This window comes from Fusobacterium sp. JB019 (assembly GCA_030673965.1).
Classification (GTDB): domain Bacteria; phylum Fusobacteriota; class Fusobacteriia; order Fusobacteriales; family Fusobacteriaceae; genus Fusobacterium_B.
On the sequence record JAUTCN010000011.1, the window covers coordinates 19,238 to 42,483 of the forward strand.

Annotated in this window: 19 protein-coding genes and 1 other RNA gene; 12 read left to right on the forward strand and 8 right to left on the reverse strand. The window is 26.8% G+C overall.

Annotated features, from left to right (window positions below; translation table 11 throughout):
• Window positions 1–6 precede the first annotated feature (6 nt).
• The 11 genes from Q7K47_07915 to hcp all read left to right on the forward strand — a co-directional run bounded on the left by Q7K47_07915 (window position 7) and on the right by hcp (window position 12,357).
• Window positions 7–687 carry a thymidylate kinase gene (locus tag Q7K47_07915; protein ID MDP0507125.1) on the forward strand — a complete coding sequence of 227 codons (681 nt, stop codon included), beginning with the start codon at window positions 7–9 and terminating at the stop codon, window positions 685–687.
• Window positions 688–1,713 (forward strand): M50 family metallopeptidase, encoded by a 1,026-nt coding sequence (locus tag Q7K47_07920; protein ID MDP0507126.1) that lies wholly within the window; start codon window positions 688–690, stop codon window positions 1,711–1,713.
• A 138-nt stretch (window positions 1,714–1,851) separates the two neighbouring features.
• Window positions 1,852–3,237, forward strand: coding sequence for a sigma-54 dependent transcriptional regulator (locus Q7K47_07925; GenBank protein MDP0507127.1), 1,386 nt, complete (start codon window positions 1,852–1,854; stop codon window positions 3,235–3,237).
• Between the two features lie 15 nt (window positions 3,238–3,252).
• Window positions 3,253–4,962: a peptidylprolyl isomerase gene (locus tag Q7K47_07930; protein MDP0507128.1), complete on the forward strand. Its 1,710-nt coding sequence runs from the start codon at window positions 3,253–3,255 to the stop codon at window positions 4,960–4,962.
• A 140-nt stretch (window positions 4,963–5,102) separates the two neighbouring features.
• The gene (gene dnaG / locus Q7K47_07935) at window positions 5,103–6,908 is read left to right on the forward strand and encodes a DNA primase (GenBank protein MDP0507129.1); all 1,806 of its coding nucleotides are present in this window, start codon (window positions 5,103–5,105) and stop codon (window positions 6,906–6,908) included.
• A gap of 24 nt (window positions 6,909–6,932) precedes the next feature.
• Window positions 6,933–8,171 carry an RNA polymerase sigma factor RpoD gene (gene rpoD, locus Q7K47_07940; protein ID MDP0507130.1) on the forward strand — a complete coding sequence of 413 codons (1,239 nt, stop codon included), beginning with the start codon at window positions 6,933–6,935 and terminating at the stop codon, window positions 8,169–8,171.
• A gap of 44 nt (window positions 8,172–8,215) precedes the next feature.
• Window positions 8,216–8,989 carry a sigma factor gene (locus Q7K47_07945; protein MDP0507131.1) on the forward strand — a complete coding sequence of 258 codons (774 nt, stop codon included), beginning with the start codon at window positions 8,216–8,218 and terminating at the stop codon, window positions 8,987–8,989.
• Window positions 8,986–9,774, forward strand: coding sequence for a Nif3-like dinuclear metal center hexameric protein (locus Q7K47_07950; protein MDP0507132.1), 789 nt, complete (start codon window positions 8,986–8,988; stop codon window positions 9,772–9,774). Before Q7K47_07945 ends, Q7K47_07950 begins: the two co-directional genes overlap by 4 nt.
• A 13-nt stretch (window positions 9,775–9,787) precedes the next feature.
• A complete protein-coding gene (locus Q7K47_07955; GenBank protein MDP0507133.1) occupies window positions 9,788–10,219 on the forward strand; it encodes a hypothetical protein in 432 nt (143 codons plus the stop codon).
• Window positions 10,220–10,247: 28 nt separating this feature from the next.
• An RNA gene (rnpB, locus tag Q7K47_07960) (RNase P RNA component class A) lies at window positions 10,248–10,580 on the forward strand.
• A 145-nt stretch (window positions 10,581–10,725) separates the two neighbouring features.
• Window positions 10,726–12,357, forward strand: coding sequence for a hydroxylamine reductase (hcp, locus tag Q7K47_07965; protein MDP0507134.1), 1,632 nt, complete (start codon window positions 10,726–10,728; stop codon window positions 12,355–12,357).
• A gap of 112 nt (window positions 12,358–12,469) precedes the next feature.
• Here the strand turns inward: hcp and Q7K47_07970 are convergent, their stop codons facing one another.
• Both Q7K47_07970 and Q7K47_07975 read right to left on the reverse strand, forming a co-directional pair.
• A complete protein-coding gene (locus Q7K47_07970; GenBank protein ID MDP0507135.1) occupies window positions 12,470–13,168 on the reverse strand; it encodes a 4Fe-4S binding protein in 699 nt (232 codons plus the stop codon).
• Window positions 13,169–13,239: 71 nt separating this feature from the next.
• The gene (locus Q7K47_07975) at window positions 13,240–13,908 is read right to left on the reverse strand and encodes a Crp/Fnr family transcriptional regulator (protein MDP0507136.1); all 669 of its coding nucleotides are present in this window, start codon (window positions 13,906–13,908) and stop codon (window positions 13,240–13,242) included.
• 149 nt (window positions 13,909–14,057) lie between these two features.
• On the opposite strand from Q7K47_07975, the gene Q7K47_07980 reads away from it, so the two are divergent.
• Window positions 14,058–15,356 (forward strand): NCS2 family permease, encoded by a 1,299-nt coding sequence (locus Q7K47_07980; GenBank protein ID MDP0507137.1) that lies wholly within the window; start codon window positions 14,058–14,060, stop codon window positions 15,354–15,356.
• 70 nt (window positions 15,357–15,426) lie between these two features.
• Here the strand turns inward: Q7K47_07980 and Q7K47_07985 are convergent, their stop codons facing one another.
• The 6 genes from Q7K47_07985 to Q7K47_08010 all read right to left on the reverse strand — a co-directional run bounded on the left by Q7K47_07985 (window position 15,427) and on the right by Q7K47_08010 (window position 23,191).
• Window positions 15,427–16,989, reverse strand: a complete 1,563-nt coding sequence (locus Q7K47_07985; GenBank protein ID MDP0507138.1) for a malonate decarboxylase subunit alpha — start codon at window positions 16,987–16,989, stop codon at window positions 15,427–15,429.
• Window positions 16,990–17,003: 14 nt separating this feature from the next.
• Complete coding sequence (locus Q7K47_07990; protein ID MDP0507139.1) at window positions 17,004–18,584, reverse strand: L-lactate permease; 1,581 nt, start codon at window positions 18,582–18,584, stop codon at window positions 17,004–17,006.
• Window positions 18,585–18,598: 14 nt separating this feature from the next.
• On the reverse strand, window positions 18,599–19,582 hold the full coding sequence (locus Q7K47_07995) for an electron transfer flavoprotein subunit alpha/FixB family protein (protein ID MDP0507140.1): 984 nt from the start codon (window positions 19,580–19,582) through the stop codon (window positions 18,599–18,601).
• On the reverse strand, window positions 19,548–20,315 hold the full coding sequence (locus tag Q7K47_08000; GenBank protein MDP0507141.1) for a hypothetical protein: 768 nt from the start codon (window positions 20,313–20,315) through the stop codon (window positions 19,548–19,550). The genes Q7K47_07995 and Q7K47_08000 overlap by 35 nt, the downstream gene beginning before the upstream one ends.
• A gap of 61 nt (window positions 20,316–20,376) precedes the next feature.
• Window positions 20,377–21,528 (reverse strand): acyl-CoA dehydrogenase family protein, encoded by a 1,152-nt coding sequence (locus Q7K47_08005; GenBank protein MDP0507142.1) that lies wholly within the window; start codon window positions 21,526–21,528, stop codon window positions 20,377–20,379.
• Between the two features lie 178 nt (window positions 21,529–21,706).
• Window positions 21,707–23,191, reverse strand: a complete 1,485-nt coding sequence (locus tag Q7K47_08010) for a hypothetical protein (protein ID MDP0507143.1) — start codon at window positions 23,189–23,191, stop codon at window positions 21,707–21,709.
• Between the last annotated feature and the right edge of the window lie 55 nt (window positions 23,192–23,246).

Here is a 23,246-nt window from a genome sequence, read left to right on the forward strand (position 1 = left end):
TAATTCATGGGGAAAATTATAGTTATAGAAGGAACGGATTCAAGCGGAAAAGAAACTCAAACACAAGAATTATATAAGAAATTAAAAGAAGAAGGATATAATGTAAGGAAATTAACTTTTCCAAATTATGAAAGTCCTGCCTGTGAACCAGTAAAAATGTATTTAGCTGGAGAATTTGGGAAAACAGCTCTAGATGTGAATCCTTATCCTATTTCAACAATGTTTGCAATAGACAGATACGCTTCTTTTAAAAAAGATTGGGAAAAATTTTATAAAGAAGGTGGTATAATAATAACGGATAGATATGTTCAATCTAATATGATTCATCAAGGATCTAAAATAGAAAATAAAAAATTAAAAACTGATTATATCCAGTGGTTAGAAGATTTAGAATTTAATAAAATTGGTATTCCTCGAGCAGATTTAGTTATTTTTATAAATATGCCTTTAAAGTTTGCAAGAAAATTAATGGCTAAAAGAAATAATAAAATTACTGGAGAAAAAGAAAAAGATATTCATGAAAAAGATGAGTTTTACATGGAAAAGTCTTATATAAATGCGTGTGAAATATCAAAAGTTAGAAAATGGAAAGAAATAAAATGTGAAAAAGAAAATAAATTAAAAACTATAGAAGAAATATCAAAGGATATATATCATGTTGTAAAAACTGAAGTTTTTGGAGGCTAAATGAAGATAATAATTTCTCTTATTGTATTGGGGATAGTAATAATAATACATGAATTAGGTCATTTTTTAAGTGCTAAAATTTTTAAAATTCCAGTTTCTGAGTTTTCAATCGGTATGGGACCGGAGGTTTATACGTATAGTGGTGATAAAACAAAATATGCCTTTAGAGCTATTCCTATAGGAGGATATGTTAACATAAGAGGAATGGAAAAAGACGATGATATTGAAAATGGTTTTAATAAAAGAAATCCTTTTGTGAGATTAATAGTTTTAGTTGCAGGGGTTTTTATGAATTTTTTACTAGCATATTTTATTTTATTTGGAATGTTTTATTCTACTGGGGAAGTTATTTTAAATGATAAACCAATTGTAGGAAAAGTTTTAGAAAGAAAATCAGATTATAGCAACCCTCTGAAGGTAAATGATAAGATTTTAGAAATAAATAATAAAAAAATAGAAAAATGGACAGATATAAAGGAAACTATTTATAATATTGAAGATAAAAATAAAGTTTTAGATGTTTTAATTATAAGAGAAAATGAAGAAAAACAGCTTCAGATAAAATTAGAAAAAAATGATAAAAATAAGGAGTATTATTTAGGTATAATTCCACAATATACAATTAGAAAGAATGGAGTTATAAAAACTTCAAAACTAGCTTTAGAAGGATTCGGAGAAACATTTAAACAAATTTTTATAGGATTTGAAAAGTTATTTAAAGGTGAAGTAAATAAAAAGGAAATAAGTGGTCCTATTGGAATAATAAATATAGTGGGAGAAGCAAGCCAAGCTGGGGTGGCGTCTTTGTTGTGGTTAGTGGCAATATTGTCTATAAATATAGGGATATTTAATTTGTTACCTTTTCCAGCTTTAGATGGTGGAAGAATAATTTTTGTTCTTTTAGAATTAATTGGAATAAAAATAGATAAGGAAAAAGAAGAAAGTATTCATAAAATAGGAATAATAATATTATTTCTTCTAATAATATTTGTTACAACAAATGATTTTTTTAATTTGGGAAAGTAAAAAATATTTTTAAAAGGTAATAGAAGAAATTAGAACGCATCATAATAAAAATAGTACATTTTTCAAATAAAAGTCTTGAAAAAATACAGAATATCTATTATAATACAGATAAGAATATAAATAAAATAGGAGGTCGATATGAAAAAGTCGATTTTAGCGATATCAGAAAGAAAAGAAGTATTGAAAGAAATAAGAAAAGAACTTTTAAAGTATTATGAAGTTATAACATTTAATAATTTATTAGATGGCTTAGATATGTTGAGAGAAAGTGATTTCGATATAGTTTTATTAGATCAATACTTAACTTGGTTTAATTTTGCAGATGCTAAGAAAAAGTTAAATGGTGTAGGAAAAGAGTTTGTGACAATAGGATTAATTGATGAAGAAACAGAAGAGATTTTAGAAGAGTTAAACAAAGCTAAAATTTATAGTTATGCCTTAAAACCTGTAAAAGGAGAAGAAATAGTTAAGCTAATTAAGCCTGCTATTGAAAATGTTGATAATATAAAAAAATATAAAAAATTAAAAGAAAAAGTTAGTGAATTAGAAGAACAAAAAGAGATAGTAGGACAGTCTTCTAAAATTAAAGAAGTAAAGGGGAAAATAGACAAAATGGCATCTACAGATTTACCTATACTAATAACAGGTGAAGCAGGTGTAGGAAAAACATTAGTAGCTAGAGAAATTTATAAGAAAAGCGATAGAAGAAGAAAAGATTATATAACTATAAATTGTGGAACTATGACAAGTGAAAATTTAGAAAGAGAACTTTTTGGATATGATAGAGGAGCTTTTTCTGGAGCAATTTCATCAAAAAAAGGAGTTTTAGAAGAGCTTGATGGCGGAACTTTATTTTTAGATGAAATAGCAGGAATTGAAACTAAAATTCAATCAAAAATATTAAGAGTAATAGAATATGGTGAATATAAAAAAGTTGGAGGGACTAGATCTAAAAGAACAGATGTGAGATTTATAGTTTCTACAGATAAAGATTTAAGAGAAGAAGTTGAAAAGGGTAAATTTAGAAAAGATTTATATCATAGATTAACAGGATTTAAGGTAGAAGTACCACCTTTAAGAGAAAGAAAAGAAGATATACCTTTATTAGCTAATTATTTTATAAATGGAATAGCTAAAGATTTAAATAAATCAATACCAGTTCTTTCAGGAGAAGTAATGAAGTATTTAATGGAGTATTCTTTCCCTGGAAATATAAGAGAATTAAGAAATATGTTAGAAAGAATGATAATATTATCTGATGATAAAATTATAGGAATAGAAAATTTACCATTAGAAATAAAAATGAAATCAGATACAGTTGAAAATAAAACTGTAACAGGATTAGGACCTCTTAAAGAGATACTAGAAAAAGAGATCTTCAGTTTAGATGAAGTTGAAAAAGTAGTTATTGCAATGGCTTTACAAAGAACAAGATGGAATAAACAAGAGACAGCTAAAATATTAGGAATAGGTAGAACAACTTTATATGAAAAAATAAGAAAATATAAATTAGATGACAAGTAAAAAGAGGAGATACTAATGGCTATAAGAAAATTTAGAAAAAAAATGAAGTTGATAACTTATATAATAACAATAGCATTTGTAGTTTCATCATTGGCTCTTTATATAATGACTCAAATGAATTATTCAAAGACAAAAAATTATGCCTTTAAATTAAACGGAAATAAAGTAAGTATGAATACTATTGCTAGAAATAAATATATGATATCAAGAGGTAATGGAGTTAAAATTGAAGAAAAAGTATATGAAATATTAGCATTAGATAAAACTATTGAGGAGGAATTAACGCAACAACTAGCAGATGATTTAAAGATTAAAATATCTAAAAAAGAAATAAATAAAGAATATTTTAAAGTTGAAAATAGTGTTAAGGATAAAGATCAGTTCAATAGAATGCTTAGAGCTCAAGGTTATACAAAAGCTTCTTTAAAAAAAGAAATAGCTAAAAGTTTAAGGGCAATGAAAGTAATAGAGTATTATGTAAGTAATGCTAAAATACCTAAAGAAGATATTTTAGCTATATATAATGAAAATAAAAACACAGTTTTCCAAGGAAAGAGTTTAAAAGAAGTGGAATCTGAGATAGAAAAATCATTATTAAAAGAAAAGGGCAATGAAGATTATTTAAAAGCAGTTTATGAGATGAAGCAAACTATGAAGATTGCAGATATCAGAGAACAAATTAAAGATAATTTTGAAAAGCTACAGTTAGAAAAATCTGGAGTTAAGTTTTCTAATGTAGAATATGATAAAGTTCTTTTAGGGTTTATTAATAGTGGAGAAAAGGAAGTTCAAGCTAGAGAAAAGGCAGAAAAATATTTAAATACTCAAGCAAAATTACTTAATTTAGCAAAAGAATATAAAGTTGACATTGAAGATGAATTACCTCTTGATTTAAAAGTAAGAGAGGCATATAAAGATGTATTCAAAAAAGTAAAAGAGAATGTAACATATACAGAAAAAGATTTAAGAAATTATTTTAAAGAAAATAGCAGTAATTATGACATTTACGCTTCAGTAAATTCATATATAGCTGAATTAGACATACAACCTTCTTTATTAGATAAAGAAACGACTCAAGCTGAAGCAGAAAAGATATTAAAAGAAGTAAATAAAGATAATTTTGCAGAAATTGCAAAGAAAAAATCAGAAGGTCCAAGTGCTCCAAGAGGTGGAGATTTAGGAACTTTTTCAAAACAAACTATGGTAAAAGAGTTCTCGGACGCAGTATTTAAAGGGAAAGTCGGAGAGGTATATCCAAAAGTAGTAAACACAATTTTTGGTTCTCATATAATTTATATAGCTGAAAGAAATGATGAAGCAGGTACAGCAAGAGCAAGTCATATATTAATAAAACCAAAAATTTCAGAAGCTACGCAATTAGAATATTTAAAAACAGCTAAAGAAGCTGTAAATAAAATATCAGCTGAAGATATTAAATTTACAGATTTACCAAAAGATAAATATAAAGTAAATTCTTTATATAAAGGTATAAATGAGGCAGGTTATATACCAGGATTAGAGTTTAATGAAAAATTAGTAAAAGAAATATATAAAAGTCCATTAAATAAAGTTTCATATAAAAAAATAAATGAGAAAATATATATATTCAAAAAAATAAAAGAAACACCTTTTAAGAAAGCTAAATATAATGATGTTAAATCTTTAGTCAAAGAAGATTATATAGTTAAAACAGCTATGGGAACATTAAAAGAAAAGCTAAAATAAAAGAGCAAAAGAAAAGGATAGTAATATCTATCCTTTTTTTAAGCAAAAAAATTGCGCTTTTTTAAAAAATGTAATATACTTAATAGCAGCAAAAAAATTTTAAAATAAGATTTATTTAAGATAAAGTTGGAGTTAAATTAATGAAATATTATTCGGAAGATATTGATAAACTTATTGAGGAATTAAAAATAGAAGATGTTATTGGAGATATAGTACCTTTAAAGAAAACAGGTGCTAATTATAAAGGAATATGTCCTTTTCATCCAGATACTAATCCTTCTTTTGTAGTAAGTCCGGCTAAAAAAATATGTAAATGTTTTGTTTGTGGGGCGGGAGGAAATGTAATAAAATTCTATTCTATGTATTATAAAATATCTTTTGAAGAATCTGTAGAGGCTCTTTCAAAGAAGTATAATATTCCTTTAAGAGTTTATTCTAGAAATAAAAATAGAGTTGAAAAAAATGAAAAGTATTATAAAATAATGAAAAGTGCTCATGAATTTTATCAAGATAAAATATTTGAAAATGAAGGACAAGTTGCTTTAGAATATTTATCTAATAGAGGGGTAAATCCTAAAATTATTAAAGATAATATGTTAGGTTACGCTCCTAGCTCATGGGATAACCTTTATGATTTTTTAATAAAAAAAGGCTATAATAAAAAAGATATAATAACTTTAGGACTAGGAAAGCAGGGAGAAAAAGGAACTTATGATACTTTTAGAAATAGAGTAATTTTTCCAATTTATTCTATCAAAGGAGATATAATTGCTTTTGGTGGTAGGAGTTTAGAAAATAAAAAAGAAGTTCCTAAATATATAAATTCTTCAGATACTCCTATATTTAAAAAAGGTAAGAATTTATATGGGATAAAAAACAGAGGAAATATATTAAAAAAGAAAAATTATGCATTACTTATGGAAGGATATATGGATGTCCTTTCAGCTCATAGTTATGGCTTTGATGTAGCATTAGCTTCATTAGGGACAGCCTTTACCTATGATCAAGGAACGCTTTTAAAAAAATATACTAAAAATGTAATCCTATGCTTAGATATGGATAATGCAGGACAAATGGCTACAGAGAAGACAGCATTTATATTAAAAAATTTAGGTTTTAATATAAGAGTCTTAAAATTAGATAACGCCAAAGATCCTGATGAATTTCTAAATAAATTTGGTAAAGAAGCATTTTTAAAGGCTGTTAAAAACTCCTTAGAAATTTTTGATTTTTTATTTGAGATATATTCCAAAGAGTATGATTTGTCAAATATAATGTCAAAGGAAAAGTTTTTAGCTAGGTTTAAAGAATTTTTTAAAAATGTTGAATCAGTTTTAGAAAGAAATCTATATTTAGATAGGTTGTCTAAGATTTTAGATATTGATAAAAGAATATTAGAAGAAGTGTTGATAAAGAAGAATAATTTTGTAGAATTGAAAAATAGTGAAGAAATTTTTTCAAAAAGAGTTCAAAGTAAACGAGAAAAAGTAAGTCATTTAGAGGAGCTTACAATAGAATTAATTTTAGCTAAAGTAGAATATTATAAATATTTTAAAGATAAAAAAGTGGAGTCTACTTTATGTAAAAAATTATTTTATTATTTAGAAGATAAAAGCAGTAATGGGGAAGATATGAATTTTCAAGATTTAAGAGAATTTTTTAAGTCTCCAGATATTACTGTGGAAGAAAAAGAAGAGATTTTTATGTTTAATTGCCGTTCTATAGAATTTTCAAATAAAGAAAAATTAGAAGAAAATTTAAAAGAAATATATAAATCTTGGTTTGTTAAAGAAATAAAAGAATCTCAAAAAATAAGAAAAAATATAATAATGACAACTAAATTGAAAAAGATAGAATCTAATTTATATGAAGATATGAAGTTTGAAAATCTTTTAGCAGAATATGATAAATTTAAAAAAATTTTAATAGAGAATGATGTATTATAGAGGAGGCTCACTAAAATGAAAGAGTTGAAAGAACTTGTAAAAAATGAGAAAGTTTTAATTCTTCTCCGTAAAGCTATGAAAGATAATCTAGTTACTTATGAAGAAATTAATAGAGAATTAAAAGAAGAATTATCTCTTGAAAATATAAAACGTTTGATAGAAGGGATGATAGATCAAGGTATTGAAATAATCAAAGAGGAAGATTTAAAAACAAAAGAGAGATTAAAAAAAGCTATTAAAAAAGAAAAAAAAGATAAAAAAGAAAAGAGTTTAAAGGCAGAAAAAAGTTCAAGAAAAAGTACAACAGATATGAAAGAATTTGAAGATGCTGAATTTAAAGATTTAAGTGCAAATGAATTAGAAGATATGGAAGAGTATGCAAAGGAAGATGCAGCTTCTTATGAAGCATATATTGCAAGTTTATCTACTGCTATGGGAGTAGACGAACCAATTAAAATGTACTTAAGAGAAATAGGACAAATACCATTATTAACTCATGCAGAAGAGATTGATTATGCTAAGAGAGCTTATGAAGGGGACGACTATGCAGTAAAACAACTAGTAGAAGCAAACTTAAGATTAGTTGTAAGTATAGCTAAAAAGCATACTAATAGAGGTTTAAAACTACTTGATTTAATTCAAGAAGGAAATATAGGATTGATGAAAGCAGTAGAAAAATTTGAATATACTAAGGGATATAAATTTTCTACATATGCAACTTGGTGGATAAGGCAAGCAATAACTAGAGCTATAGCAGACCAAGGAAGAACAATAAGAATTCCAGTTCATATGATTGAAACTATAAATAAGATAAAAAAAGAAGCAAGAATATATTTGCAAGAAACAGGAAGAGATGCAACAGCTGAAGTTTTAGCTAATAGGTTAGGAATGGAAGTAGAAAAAGTTAAAGCTATACAAGAAATGAATCAAGATCCAATTTCACTTGAAACTCCAGTAGGTAGTGAAGAAGATAGTGAATTAGGAGATTTTGTTGAAGATAATAAAATGTTAACTCCGTACGAAGAAACTAATAGAGTTTTGTTAAGAGAACAATTAGATGAAGTTTTAGATAGTTTAAACAGTAGAGAAAAACAGGTTTTAAGATATAGATATGGACTTGATGATGGGGCTCCAAAGACTTTAGAAGAAGTTGGGAAAATCTTTAAAGTAACTAGAGAAAGAATAAGACAAATTGAAGTTAAAGCTCTTAGAAAATTAAGACATCCAAGCAGAAGAAAGAAATTAGAAGATTTTAAAAAATAGGAGCGAATAGCTCCTATTTTGGATAATAATAAAGAGGAGAAAAAATGTTAATAGAAAATTTTAGTAAACTAGTAAGTAGAAAATACAAGGATGATTTTAATTTTGATAAATTTATAACTGAAAATTCTGATTTTAAATTTGAATTTGAAAGAGAAGATGATTCTTTAACTTATGATGGAGAGTTAAAAGCAAGTGACTATAGTGAAGTTTTAGAATATTTTGAAGATATAAGTTTGAATGAAGCGTTATCAAAGGAAGAATTAATAGAAGCTTTAAAAGAAAAGAATGAAGAAAATAAAGGAAAGTTACTTTTAGATAATATTTCTGAAATAGCATTAATCTCTTTATATTTTTGTAGAAAAGGTATAGAATATTTAGAGCTTACACAAGAGGGAATAATAGGACTTTTAAAGGGAATAGAAAATTATTCTGTAGAAAAAGGAGATTTAAAAGGATATTTAAGAAAATGGATAGCTAGAGAAATTTCAATTTATATTGAAGATAGATTTTTACAATTAAAAGCTGAATTTAAATATTATTTAGAAAATACAGAGAAAGAAGAATTAAATTTAACTGATGAAGAGATAGATAAAAAATTAGATGAATTAGATGAGCTAATGATAGAAGATGTTCCTTTTACTGTTAGTGATTTAGAGATAAATATATTAAGTTTATATTTTGGATTTAATAAAAGTAAAAGATTTTCTATGTATGAAATTGAAGAAGAATTAGAATTAGGAAAAGATAAGGGTGAAGAAAAATTTTATGGAATACTAATTAGATTGTCAACAGCTGATGGAGGGATGTTTTTATTATGAGACTATCAAAAATAATAAAACTATTAGAAGAAAAGTTTCCTGTTAAAAATGCAGAAGAATGGGATAATGTAGGTTTATTAGTTGGGGATAGAAAACAAGAAATAAAAAAACTTCAAATTTCTTTAGATATAACAGAAAAAGTTATTGAAAAAGCGATAGAAGAAAAAGTAGATTTAATAATTTCCCATCATCCTTTTATTTTTGGATCAATAAAAAAAATTAATACAGATTCTTTGGTTGGAAGAAAAATATTAAAACTTATTTCAAATAACATCAGTGTGTATACATTACACACTAATTTAGATGCTTCATTAGGTGGACTTAATGATTTACTTGCTGAAAAATTAAAACTTACTGATGGGAAGATTATTGACTCCAAAATAGATGGAGAAGAAATTTCAGGAATAGGAAGATATTTTAGAATGGAGAGTAAAATTAAATTAACAAAATTTATAGAAAATTTAAAATTTTTATTATCATTGGAAAATGTAATTGTTTCAGGAAAAACTATAGAAACAAAAAAAATTTCTAAAATAGCTATAGTAAATGGAAGCGGAAGTAATTATTGGAGAAAAGCTAAATCAATGGGAGCAGAAGTTTTAATTACAGGAGATTTAAAATACCATGAAGCCTTGGATGCTAAGGAAGAAGGATTAATAATGATTGACATAGGTCATTATGAAAGCGAAAGATTTTTTTATGAAATATTAGCAAAAGAATTAAAAGGGATTGAGCAATTAAAAATAAATATTTATAATGATGAAGAAGTTTTAAAAATTTATTAAAAAAGGAGAAAAAATGTTCAGGTTAGTAGTTTTATTTTTGATGGTAAACATATTATCCTTTGGTAAAATAGAGGATGGATTAAATTTATTAAAGTTAAAAGAGAAAAGAAGAATAGAAAAATTGGTTACAAAAATAGAAAATAAAAAAGATGTGGTTATCTATATAAAAACAGTTAATGGAGAAGAAAGTATTCAATTAGAAAATCCTCAAAAAACAATAATGGTTATTGTTCAAAAAATTAATAATGATAAAATAGCTTCAGAATTAAAATTTACAGAAGACTTAAGGATGGAAGAAAAAGAACATGATTTAAACTTAATTTTAACTGATAATAAAGATTATATATTTGATAAAAAATATGAAGATTATTTTGAAAATTTGTTAATTGGGATAAATAAATTGATAGATATTTCAAAAAAAGAAGAAAAAGTTACAGACAAATAAATGAATTTGTGATAAAATAATTAAGGTTTGGGTATTACAGTTGGTTGCTTGAATTTATTCAAGAGGAAAGTCCGGGCTCCATAGAGCAAGAGGGTAGCTAACGGCTACTGAAAGTAATTTTAAGGAAAGTGCCACAGAAAATAAACCGCCGTAAGGTAAGGGTGAAAAGGTGGTGTAAGAGACCACCAGTTTTTTAGGAGACTGAAAAAGCTTGGTAAACCCCCTTTGGAGCAAGACTAAGAAGTAAAGGTTAAGGGCTGCTCGTCCATCTTTCGAGGTAAGTCGCTAGATCTTTTAAGCAATTGAAAGAGTAGATAAATTATCAACAAAAACAAAACCCGGCTTATGTAATGCCCGCCAATTAATAAAATAATTTAAAATCGTTAATCAAAAATAAGATTAACGATTTTTTTTATGTTGCATAGGCAACATAAAAAAGGAAGAGAATAGTATATAATTAATCGAATCACTTAAGAAAGCAACTATATATTAGGAGGATGAAATTAATGAAAAATAAAATGTTTTGTTGGCAATGTCAGGAGACTGCAGGGAATAAGGGGTGTACAATGTCAGGAGTTTGTGGAAAAACTTCAGAAGTATCGTGGCTTCAAGATTTATTAGTTTATGTAACAAAAGGTTTATCAGAAGTAGCGATAAAGATAAGAGAAGAAGGAAAAGAAGTTTCAAGAGAAGTGAATCATATGATTTCTTTGAATATGTTTGCTACAATAACAAATGCAAATTTTGATGATGAAGCTATAAAAGATAAGATAGAAAAGACTATAGAGTTAAAAGATCAATTATTAGAAAATTTAGAAAATAAAGAAAAATTATCAAAAGCTTCTTTAGTAAATATAAAAAGAAGTGAATATGATATTAAAAATAAAGAAATAGGTATATTAGCAACTGAAGATGAAGATATTAGAAGTTTGAGAGAGCTAATTACTTATGGTATTAAAGGATTAGCAGCTTATTTAAAACATGCAAATGTTTTGGAAAAGAATAGTGAAGAAATAGATAAATTTATGCAAAAAGCTTTGGCAAACACATTAGATGATAGCTTAACAATTGAGGAATTAATAGCCTTAACTTTAGAAACAGGAAAATTTGGAGTAGATGGAATGGCGTTACTTGATTCTGCTAATACAACTGCTTATGGAAACCCTGAAATAACAGAAGTTAATATTGGAGTTAGATCAAATCCAGGTATACTTGTTTCAGGTCATGATTTAAAAGATTTAGAAATGTTATTAGATCAAACTAAAGGAACAGGAATTGATGTTTACACTCATTCAGAAATGTTACCAGCTCATTATTATCCAAAATTTAAAAAATATGAAAATTTTGCAGGAAATTATGGAAATGCTTGGTGGAAGCAAAAAGAAGAATTCGAATCATTTAATGGACCAATTCTTATGACAACAAATTGTATAGTTCCTCCAAATGTATCATATAAAAATAAACTTTTTACAACAGGAGCATCAGGATTCCCAGGATGTAAACATATTGCAGGAAAAATCGGAGAAGACAAAGATTTTTCAGAAATTATAGAAATGGCTAAAAATTCTTTGCCTCCAAAAGAAATAGAAACAGGAAAAATAATAGGAGGTTTTGCTCATAATCAAGTATTAGCATTAGGAGATAAAATAGTAGAAGCTGTTAATAGTGGAGCTATTAAAAAGTTTGTTGTAATGGCGGGCTGTGATGGAAGGGCTAAATCAAGAAATTATTATACAGATTTTGCAAAGGCATTACCTAAAGATGCAGTAATCTTAACTGCCGGTTGTGCTAAGTATAAATACAATAAATTAGATTTAGGAGATATTGGTGGGATACCAAGAGTTTTAGATGCAGGACAATGTAATGATTCTTATTCTTTAGCAGTAATAGCTTTAAAATTAAAAGAAATTTTTGGATTAGATGATATAAACAAACTTCCAATAATTTATAATATTGCATGGTATGAGCAAAAAGCTGTAATAGTTTTATTAGCTTTACTTTACTTAGGAGTTAAGAATATTCATTTAGGTCCAACATTACCAGCATTTTTATCACCAAATGTAGTAAATGTATTAGTTAATAATTTTAAAATAGCGGGAATAGGAACAGTTGAAGAAGATATAAAATTGTTTTTTTAAACTTAAAATTTAAAAAAAGCAGAGTTTATTTAAACTCTGCTTTTTTAATTCTTTATAAGAAATTAAAGTAAAAAAATTCCTTTAGATACAATCTAAAGGAATTAAATGTTATTTAATCATTAAGGATTTTTCCATCATTTGAAATAGTTACAATTTGCCAAGGAATAAATTTACCACTTTCTTTAAGAGCTATTTTACTAGCATTTTCAATTCCTCCACAACAAGGAACTTCCATTCTTATAACAGTAACAGATTTAATATTATTATTTTTAATGATTGCAGTTAATTTTTCACTGTAATCAATCATATCTAATTTAGGACATCCAATTATGGTAACTTTATTTTTCATAAACTCGTTATGAAAATTAGCATAAGCATAAGCAGTACAGTCAGCGGCAATCAATAAGTTAGCATTGTCAAAATAAGGAGCATTGATAGGAACTAATTTAATTTGAACTGGCCATTGTCTTAATTGACTCTTAGGTTTAGCTGACTCAGTAATTATGTTATCTTCTTCTTGTAGTAAAGATTTTGCTAAAGTACCAGGGCATACAAAAGGTTTTTCATTTAAAGCTTTTTTTTGATTTTCTAAAACAGCTTCTTCATCATAAGCTTTAGCCTCTCTTTCTTCAAAGGAAATAGCATTGACAGGACAACTTGGTAAACAATCTCCTAATCCATCGCAATAATCATCTCTAATTAACTTAGCTTTTCCATTGATCATAGCAATAGCTCCTTCGTGACAAGCTTTCACACATAATCCACATCCATTACATTTTTCTTCATCTATTTTTATAATTTTTCTAATCATAATATATCCTCCTTAAACTTTATAATATATTTTAAAACTTTTTAATAAAAAAATACGTTGCTTATGCAACATTAGTATTTTTTTATTAAGGTGAATTGATTATTTTTAAAGTTAATTAAATTTTCTTCTTGCATTTTACTAAGTTCTCTAGAAAGTGCAGTTCTTTCAATAGATAAATAATCTGCTAATTCTTGACGATTGAAATTAATTTTAAAGGAGTTGCTTTCGTATTTAAAGGCACAGGTTGAAAGATAAGAAAATATTTTTTCTCTAACTGATTTTTTAGTAATATGTTCTATTTTTTCAGTTAACAATATGCTTTTTTTGGTTACAATAGAAAACATATTTAAAATAAGTTTTTTATTATAAGATTCTAAAATTTCTTTTGAATCAAATATTTTTTTGAAATCAAAAAATAAAATTTCACTTTTTTTTGAAATCTCAACATTGATATTTGGATTTTTATTCTTTTGAAAATTCATAACCTCTCCAAAAATATTTCCAGAATTTAATTGAGTAAGAATTGTTCTGTTGCCCCAGAAATCTTCTTTGATAACATTAGCGTTTCCAGAAATAACTAGTCCTATTCTATCAATTGGTTTCCCAAGTTCATAAACTAAATTATTTTTTTCAAAGGTTTGTTTTTTTGCATTTAAATCTTTTAGAGATTTTTCTATTTCCTCAATTGTTAAATTTTTAAATAATTTAGTTTTTTTTAAAAAAATTAATGTTTCTTTCATATGGTCTCCTTTTGTATTCGTTAATTAAATTTTACCTTGAATATGCAATAAAAACAATAAATAAAATTAAAAAAATATAGATTTTATGATATAATGGAGCGTATGTTCTGAAATAAGATTATAAAATTTTTTAATATAAAGGAGAAAAAATGAAAAAAAGTTTTTTGGAGAAACATTTTAAGATTTTAGAAAGAGGAAGTACTATAAAGACTGAAATAGGTGCAGGGGTAACAACATTTATGACAATGGCCTATATATTAATAGTTCATCCTATGATAATGAAAAGTGCAGGAATGCCAGTGGAATCAGTATTTACAGTAACTGCACTTATGGGATGTGTAATAACTTTATTAATGGGATTATATGCTAATTTACCCTTTGCATTAGCACCGGCAATGGGAACAAATGCATTTTTTTCAATAACTTTAGTTGCAACAGGAGCTGTTACTTGGCAACAAGGTTTAGCAATGAATTTTATATCAGGTATAGTATTTTTAATATTATCAATGTTTGGATTTAGAGAACTTATAGTAAAGTTTCTTCCTAAAAGTTTAAAATTAGGTATAGGAGCAGTTGTTGGAATATTCTTAATAGAATTAGGATTTAAATCAGGAGGAATATTTCAAATAACAGATAATGGTTTAGCTTTAGGAGATTTAACAAACGAAGTAGCTATAGTTTCTATAATTGGTATAATTATAACTTCTGCTTTAGTTGCAAATAAAGTAAAATGCGATATGCTTGTAGGTATTTTTATAACAACATTAATAGGAATTCCTTTTGGAGTAACTCATCTTCCTGATAGTTTTATATCTTTACCAGCTTCAATAAAACCAATTGCTTTTCGTTTAGATTTTACAGATATGTTAAGTATAAAAGTATTACCTATTTTATTTGTTTTTTTTGTGGGAGATTTCTTTTCAACGTTAGGAACTCTTTTGGGAGTTTCAGAAAAAGCAGGGTTATTAGATGAAAATGGAGATTTACCAGATATACAAAAACCATTTTTAGTAGATGCTCTAGGAACAGTTACAGGAGCTTTACTTGGGACAACGACAATAACAACATTTATTGAATCAGCAGCAGGGGTAGGAGCAGGTGGTAAGACAGGTTTAACAGCAATAACAACAGGAATTTTATTTTTCTTTGCTTTATTCTTTAGTCCAATTGCTTTATTAATACCTGCAGCAGCTACAGCTCCAGTATTGATAATTATGGGGATTATAATGCTTGGTTGCATGAAAAATGTTGATTATGAAGATTTTACAGAATTTTTTCCAGTATTTTTTATGATTGTTTTTACAGCTTTTACAAATAGTATTTCTAATGGTGTTGGAGCTGGAATAATTTCTTATGTTTTAATTAAAGTTGGAACGAGAAGACATAAAGAAGTTGGAATTGGATTATATATATTGGCATTAATAATGGTATTTTATTTTATAAATTAAAAATAATAAAAATATCCTCTAAGTATTTAGAGGATATTTTTTATAATATAGGGTAATTCTACGAATTTAATTATCTATCATTTTTAAGGCCCATAGGTTTATCTTGGAATATTCTAGAATCCATTAATTTTAAATCTTTAGCTATTAATGGTTTAAAATCCATTAAATCTAAAATATCTTTTTGTAAATCTACTCCAGGAGCTATTTCAATCAAAGTAAATCCTTCTTTTCTTAATTCAAATACAGCTCTTTCAGTTACATAGAAAACTGGTTGACCAACTTTTCTAGCATAATCTCCAGAGAAAGTTATTTGTTGAACAGTATCTACAAATTTTTTCTTAGCACCTTCTTTTAATATTTTTAATTCTCCATTAGCAACTTCTACTTTAAGACCTTTTGCAGTAAAAGTTCCACAGAAAACAACTTTTTTAGCATTTTGGCTGATACTAACAAATCCACCACATCCAGATATATTAGTTCCAAATTTACTTACATTTAAATTTCCATGTTTATCTGCTTGAGCCAATCCTAAGAAAGCAATATCAAGTCCACCACCATCATAAAAATCAAATTGATAAGGTTGATCTATAATGGCATCAGCATTAATAGAGGTACCGAATCTCATTCCTGATTGAGGCATTCCACCAATAGGTCCAGATTCAACAGTTAAAACCATATAATCACTTATTTGTTCTTCTGTTGCAACAGCAGAAACATATTCAGGAACTCCTATTCCTAAATTACCAATACTTCCTTTTTCAATTTCCATAGTTGCTCTTCTAGCAATAACTTTTTTAGCGTTTAATTCCATAGGTTTAATATGAGAATTAGCACTAAATATTATATTCCCTGCTAATTCAGGCTCATATTGAATATCGTAAACTTGTTGTTTTAAATGAGGTTCTTCAACTTCAACAACATAATCAACGTAGATTCCAGGTATTTTAACTAATTTAGGATCTAAACTACCGGTTTTTACTATTTTATCTACTTGAACAATAACCTTACCTCCACAGTTGTGAACAGCTTGAGCAATGGAAATACATTCTGTAGTAACTCCTTCTTTTTCTAAAGAAATATTTCCTCTTTCATCAGCAAGACTTCCTTTGATAAGTCCAATATCAAATTTCATAGGTTCGTAGAAAAGTTTTTCTTGACCATTGATATTTACTAGTTTAACTATATCTTCTGTGGTAACATCATTTAATCTACCACCTTCTATTCTAGGATCAGCAAAAGTATTTAATCCAACGTGCGTAAAAGTTCCTACTTTTCCTCCAGCAACATCTCTTAACATATGGCAAAGAGCTCCTTGAGGTACGTTATAAGCTTGAATCTTATTGTTTCTAATTAATTCTCCTAATTTTGGAGCTTTATTAAAATGTCCAGCAACTACTTTTCTTAATAAGCCTTCATGAGCTACGTGATTAACAGATCTATCTTTTCCATCTCCTTGTCCAGCAGCATAGAATAAAGTTAAATCTTTAGGTGCTTTTGTTTCTAAAAATCTTTCTTCTAAAGCAACTTCTAGTCCTTCAGGATTACTACATCCTACAAAACCAGAAGTAACTATTGTATCATTGTTATTTATTACATTTACAGCTTCTCTAAGAGAAACAAAATTTGTGATCATAAAATTTCCTCCTTTTATTTAAGTATAACAGGTAATAGTGGGAACAAAATATAAGAATAAATTAATGCAAGAGAAATATAAACTATCCAAAGAAAAGTAATTGGTTTAGCAACTCTTCTCATGACTAATCCTTCAGAATTTTGCATATTAACAGTTGCACATACAGCAACAACATTGTTAGGACAAATCATATTTCCTAAAGCTCCTCCTGCGTTTTGAGCACCGAGAACTGCAGGTAAATTAAGATTTAAAATTTTAACAGCTTCATAATGCATTGGAGCAAACATTATATTTGATCCTGTTGTAGTTCCAGTAACAAAAGATCCTAAAGATCCAATAAAAACAGCTATTCCAGGATAAAGCATTCCAGTATGAATTGCTAAGAAAGTTGCAATAATATGAAGCATTCCAGTAACTTTCATTAAATTAGCCATAGATAGTAAGGCTGACATAGCAATTAAAGCTCCTGAAACATTATGAAATGCCTCGTTTGCATATGCTAAAAAATTATTAGTAGATTTTAAAATCATAGATCCAACGAAACAAACAAATAAGATTGTAGTTCCAATCCAGATTGAAAAACCTAAATGTAAAAACCAACTTGGAGCAAAAAAACGAACAAGAGGAAGTAAAATTAGAAGAAGTAAATATGTGCTCATTGCAGTTATAGGTTTCATATTATTTTCTTCTGTTTTTTCTTCAAGAGTTATTTTAAATAAATCTTTAACAATAGTCTTTTTGTTAAAAGTTTTAATGTAAAATATAGCTCCAAATAGAGAGAAGATACCAGCACAAATAGTAGGGAATTCTGCTCCTACAAAAGAACCAATTATTACTAAAGAGATTCCATAGCAAAACCCAACCATTAAAGAAAAATAACAGATATCTTTATCAAAACATTTTTTTCCCCAAAGGACAGAAAGAACTATAAAAGGGGCGATTAAAGCTCCCCAAAAATGGATTAATCCTGTAATCATAGAAATATTTAATATAGTAGCATGCACATCTATAGAAGTTGGAATTGTATTATTTGCAATATAAGGAATATGAGCTATAAGATTTTTAAGTTCATTTATTCCTACGCTGGATAAAAAAGGAGTAAAACCTCCAATAGTTGTAAAACCAGCAGCTCCTAGGGATGCAGCTATTCCATTAAAAATAAGTGAAGCAATAGCAGCATCTAAAGCAGGTATTCCCAAAATCATTAGAAAGGGAGCAGCAATAGCAGCAGGAGTTCCAGCTCCAGCAACCCCTTCCAAGAATCCACCAAAACAAAATCCTATAATAATAACTTGTTTCCGTTTGTCCGTAGTTAAATTTGCGATACATTCTTTAATTTTATTCATTGCTCCAGTTCTAATTAGCATACTTAATACTAAAAAGGCAGACCAAATCATATACACCATCTTAAAACCATCTATAATACCTTTTTTTGTCTGAGTGAAAAGAATTTCACTTGCTGTGTTAAAAAGAAAATAAGATATTATTAACGTGTAAATAATTGCGAAAATAGAAACCCATTTAGCTGGTTTTTTAAGACCCACAATACCAATTAATATAATTAGTAATGGTGTTAAAGATAAAAATAATTTCATAAATTACCTCCGTTTTATAGATTATTAAAATAAGTAATTAATTTAGGAATTATTTCAAATAAATCTCCAACGATACCTAAGTCAGAGTATTTAAAAATTTCAGCATTGGGGTTATTGTTGATAGAAATGATGTGTCTAGCTTGTTTAACTCCAGCTACATGTTGCATAGCTCCAGATAGTCCAATAGCAATGTAAAGATCAGGCTTTATAATTTTTCCAGTTTGTCCAATTTTTTCATACTCAGGTCTCCAACCATGATCGACTACAGATCTAGTTACCCCTATACCAGCTCCTAAAATATTAGCCAAATTTTCAATTAATTGAAAATTTTCAGGATTTTGAATACCTTTTCCCACTCCAATAACAATTTTAGAAGTTTCTAAAGGATATTTTTTTTGTTTTTTCAAAACTCGATCTTTCAATTCATATAAAATGTTTTCGTCCGATTCATAGTTTATGAAATTAACAGGTATATCATTATATTTTTTGTGATTAATTTTCCAAGGTTCATTTTTGTTAATATTATTATTAAAGATGCAGACAAGATTTTTTAAATTATAGATACTTTTTTCTAATGCTTTAGTTCCATAAACTAATCTCTGAAAAATTATTTGATTATTTTTAAGAAGAAAGGATGAAATATTAGGAATATAATCAAAGTCTAATTTTTCAGCTAAATAAGGAGCAATATCTAATTCAAAAAGGCTGTTTCCCATGATAATCATATCAATGTTTAAGTCTTTTTTTAGAGCAGTTAATATATTGGATATTTTGGTAGGATAAATATAAGAGTTATCTTTATTTGTTATAAAAAAAATCTTTTTTATATTCCAGTCTTTTAAATTTTCTTTTAAATTTATTAATGATTCAGAATAAAGAGAAACTAGATAAATATTAGCATTGGTATTTATAGTTAGGTTAGAAGCTATATTTAAAAGTTCTTTAGAATAATCACTTAAATGATTATTTTTTTGATTTAAATAAATTAATGTATTCATATAATCCTCCGTTTAAACCCCATTCATCTAAATAATTTGAGATTTTTTTAACAGCTTTATCAGAATCAATATCTTTATAAATTTTATTTTGACGTTTGACATTATAAACTTTTAATTTTAAATAAAGATCGTTTTTATTTTTGTCGTAATAACTTAAAGAAATAGGTTTGCTATTGATAGACATAATGTCATTAATAGATGGATATTTAGGTTCATAAACATTTTTTCTAAAAGAAATTATACAAGGTAAGTTTATGGAAAGTTTTTCTAAAAAATCATCAGTTTCTTTTTTACAAATCAACTTATTATTAGAATATTGAATGTCTAAACAATGACTAATTAGAGGAATATCTAGTAAGCTACTTATCCTATAAGGAATCTCTCCTCTTGGATTATTAACATCTTGATCTCCTGTTAAAATTAAATCAAATGCTCCTTGTTTTTTGATTTCTTCAGCAAGAATAGATGCGACATCTTTAGGATTATTTCCATTAAATACAATAAGATTACCAGAAGTACCTCCCAACCCTAAACAAGTTTTTAAACAATATAAGTTATTAGACTTTGAAATCATAAATATAATAATTTCAGAATCTTCAGTATTTTTTATTTTGGAAGCTTTTTGTATGGCAAATTCATCATAAGGGTTTAGAATCTTTTTTTCATCAATATTTTCAAGTGTTAAATTTTCATTTGTAGGGAAAGTTTCATTTGCAATAACGATTATCTTCATAAAAACTCCTTATATAAAGTCAAAGAGAAATAGTAGAACTATTTCTCTTTGAAAAATTAACTTATCTTAAGATAGCACCAGAGATAACTAATTTTTGAATTTCATTAGTTCCTTCATAGATTTGAGTGATTTTAGCATCTCTCATCATTCTTTCAACAGGATGATCCATAGTAAATCCTGTACCACCTAATACTTGTACAGCTTCAGTGGTAACTTCCATAGCTGTATTTGTAGCAGTTAGTTTAGCAACAGCAGCAGGAATAGAATAAGGTAAATGCTCATCTTTAGACCAAGCAGCTTTTAAAGTAACAGCTTGAGCAGATTCTATTTTGTTATACATATCAGCTAATTTAAATGCAATAACTTGAAGTTTAGAAATAGGTTTTCCAAATTGAACTCTTTCTTTAGCATAATTTAAAGCATATTCGTAGGCTCCTTTAGCAATACCAACTGCATGAGCAGCAACTCCAATTCTTCCACAATCAAGAGTAGCCATAGCTATTTTGAATCCTTTTCCTTCTTGTCCTAATAAGTTTTCAGCAGGAACTTCTAAATTTTCCATTTCAATAACATTTTGAACAGAAGCTCTTATTCCCATTTTAGCTTCTCTTTTAATAAATTTGATTCCAGGGAAATTTTTAGGTTCAACTATAAATGCACTTATTCCTTTTGTTCCTAATTCAGGATTAGTCATTGCAAACACAACTATAACATCTGCAAATTCTCCATTAGTTGTAAAACATTTAGTTCCATTTAATATATATTTATCTCCTTTTTTAACTGCAGTACATTGGCTAGCACTAGCATCACTACCAGCACAAGGTTCAGTTAAACCAAAGGCTGCAATGTATTCTCCAGAACATAATTTAGGAAGATATTTTTGTTTTTGTTCTTCGTTACCAAAATTATATATAGGCCCAGTTCCTAAAGAAATATGAACAGAATAAGAAATACCAAGTGAAGCATCTACTTTATTAAGTTCAAAACCAGCTAAAGCATATTCAAGATACCCAAGTCCAGCTCCTCCATATTTTTTATCGTAAGGAATTCCCATTAAACCTAACTTACCCATTTTTTTTAATAAATCTCTAGTTGCTAAGAAATCTCCATTAATATCTCTTTCTTTAGATCCTGGAGCAACTTCATTTAAAGAAAAGTCTTTTACCATTTGGCAAATACGTTCTTGTTCTTCAGTAAATTTTAAACTGTACATAAATAACACCCCTTTTATATTTTATTAGTAAAATTTAGGCTTTAAAAAATTAAAACATTTAAAGCGTCTTTACACAAAAATCATATAGTTTTTTAAGGGGTTATTCAAGTGAATAAACATGAATATAGTTGAATAAAAAAAAGCACTAAGATATTTAAATACCTTAGTGCTATATTCATTAAGAGTGCAGATTCATTATTTTTAGTATCATATGATTGTATTTGTTCCATGAAGCTTCTATTTCTTCAGGAGAGAATTCTTTGGAAACTTCAGAAGTTTTAAGCTTGTCAAAGACAAGATTAATATGTCTAATTGTGGAATAATTATTAACAGTACTTAAAAAATCTTCTTTAGTTTCTGAAAGTAAAGCAACATTTTTTAAAAAGACACTATCTTTATTGCAAAATACAGACATTTTAAAGTCCAAATAATCTAAATTTAATAAATTATCATCAATAACATAAATTTTTATTCTAGGATTACTTTTAAGAACACTAATAAAATAATTATAATGTTCTAATATTTCTTCAGGAGTCATTTTATATTTAACGTTCATAAAATAAATAGTTTTTTCCTGAAAATATTTTAAAATAGAAGATTTAAATACAAAGAAATTAATAGAAGCTTGTTCAAACATTTCATTCCAAGTAATCATTAAATCTTGCATACTTATTAATTCTCTTTTTGGAAAATTATTTTTTAAAGCATAGTTAAGTATATTTTGAATGATATTTTGTGGTATTAAAAATTCAAATCCGCTTGTAAGTAAGAAATTAAAATTATCATGAGTGTAGAAATTAGTTCTATAGGCTTTTCTTATTAAGGAGTTATGATCTTTTATTGAAAATATTCTATTTAAAGAATTCATAGATTTGCTAAGAGTAGACAAAAGTTTCTTTACTTTGTATTTGTTCGTTGTAGAAATTAAAGTTTCAAATTGTCCTTCGTTATTAAGAGAATAAAGAAAAGATATTTTATCTTTAATAACTATAGTATTTAAGTTTTCAAAATAAGAGCTATTATAAAGTTCAAAATTTATATTTATAAATTGATTTAAAATCATATATATTTTTTTTATGTTTTTAATAGCATTATCATCGTCAGCTAAAAGGTGAATTCCAAGATAAATTTTTATTTTTAAACTTTCAGGTTTCATTTTGGAAAGTAGAGAAATTATGTAGAGGCAGTCGATTGTTGTAATGTCTAAAGTCATATAAAATTCCAAGGTGTGATTAGCTTCATTTATTTGTTGTCTTAAAATTGTACTTAAAAATGATTTGATTTGAGTGTTTTCAATTAAAAAAACATCTGGAGTTTCCTTTTCTTCATGAGAAGAACATTCTAAATAAGAACTGTTTAATAAATTGTAAATCTTATCCCCTAATATTTTAGAGTTTATTGAAAAATTTTTTCTGGGTTTTTCAATATTGAATTTATTGAAAAATTGATTTTCCTTATTCAGGCTGAGTATTTCAGAAGAAACTAAATCCGAAATTTTTTCATTTATTTCTTTAATTGATTTAGAGCTTGGAAGCTTAACTCCGTTACACCATTTGCTAATATAAGACACATCGTAACCCAAGTGATTTCCTAATATTAAAAACTTAACCTCAGAAAAAGTTAATAGATTTCTAAGGGTACTTCCATAATTTTTTTTTCCCATAATCTTGCTCCTTAAACTTTAAATTATATTTTTTAATATATTGTTGAAAATTGAT

Excerpts from the sequence above, each read along its gene's own strand:
- Q7K47_07985 (MDP0507138.1), bottom strand. The coding sequence starts at position 16,989 with ATGATCACAAATTTTGTTTCTCTTAGAGAAGCTGTAAATGTAATAAAT.
- Q7K47_07955 (MDP0507133.1), top strand. The coding sequence starts at position 9,788 with ATGTTCAGGTTAGTAGTTTTATTTTTGATGGTAAACATATTATCCTTT.
- Q7K47_07980 (MDP0507137.1), top strand. The coding sequence starts at position 14,058 with ATGAAAAAAAGTTTTTTGGAGAAACATTTTAAGATTTTAGAAAGAGGA.
- hcp (MDP0507134.1), top strand. The coding sequence starts at position 10,726 with ATGAAAAATAAAATGTTTTGTTGGCAATGTCAGGAGACTGCAGGGAAT.
- Q7K47_07920 (MDP0507126.1), top strand. The coding sequence starts at position 688 with ATGAAGATAATAATTTCTCTTATTGTATTGGGGATAGTAATAATAATA.
- Q7K47_07975 (MDP0507136.1), bottom strand. The coding sequence starts at position 13,908 with ATGAAAGAAACATTAATTTTTTTAAAAAAAACTAAATTATTTAAAAAT.
- Q7K47_07950 (MDP0507132.1), top strand. The coding sequence starts at position 8,986 with ATGAGACTATCAAAAATAATAAAACTATTAGAAGAAAAGTTTCCTGTT.
- Q7K47_08010 (MDP0507143.1), bottom strand. The coding sequence starts at position 23,191 with ATGGGAAAAAAAAATTATGGAAGTACCCTTAGAAATCTATTAACTTTT.
- Q7K47_07970 (MDP0507135.1), bottom strand. The coding sequence starts at position 13,168 with ATGATTAGAAAAATTATAAAAATAGATGAAGAAAAATGTAATGGATGT.
- Q7K47_07930 (MDP0507128.1), top strand. The coding sequence starts at position 3,253 with ATGGCTATAAGAAAATTTAGAAAAAAAATGAAGTTGATAACTTATATA.
- Q7K47_07945 (MDP0507131.1), top strand. The coding sequence starts at position 8,216 with ATGTTAATAGAAAATTTTAGTAAACTAGTAAGTAGAAAATACAAGGAT.
- Q7K47_08005 (MDP0507142.1), bottom strand. The coding sequence starts at position 21,528 with ATGTACAGTTTAAAATTTACTGAAGAACAAGAACGTATTTGCCAAATG.
- dnaG (MDP0507129.1), top strand. The coding sequence starts at position 5,103 with ATGAAATATTATTCGGAAGATATTGATAAACTTATTGAGGAATTAAAA.
- Q7K47_07990 (MDP0507139.1), bottom strand. The coding sequence starts at position 18,584 with ATGAAATTATTTTTATCTTTAACACCATTACTAATTATATTAATTGGT.
- Q7K47_07995 (MDP0507140.1), bottom strand. The coding sequence starts at position 19,582 with ATGAATACATTAATTTATTTAAATCAAAAAAATAATCATTTAAGTGAT.
- Q7K47_07925 (MDP0507127.1), top strand. The coding sequence starts at position 1,852 with ATGAAAAAGTCGATTTTAGCGATATCAGAAAGAAAAGAAGTATTGAAA.
- Q7K47_08000 (MDP0507141.1), bottom strand. The coding sequence starts at position 20,315 with ATGAAGATAATCGTTATTGCAAATGAAACTTTCCCTACAAATGAAAAT.
- Q7K47_07915 (MDP0507125.1), top strand. The coding sequence starts at position 7 with ATGGGGAAAATTATAGTTATAGAAGGAACGGATTCAAGCGGAAAAGAA.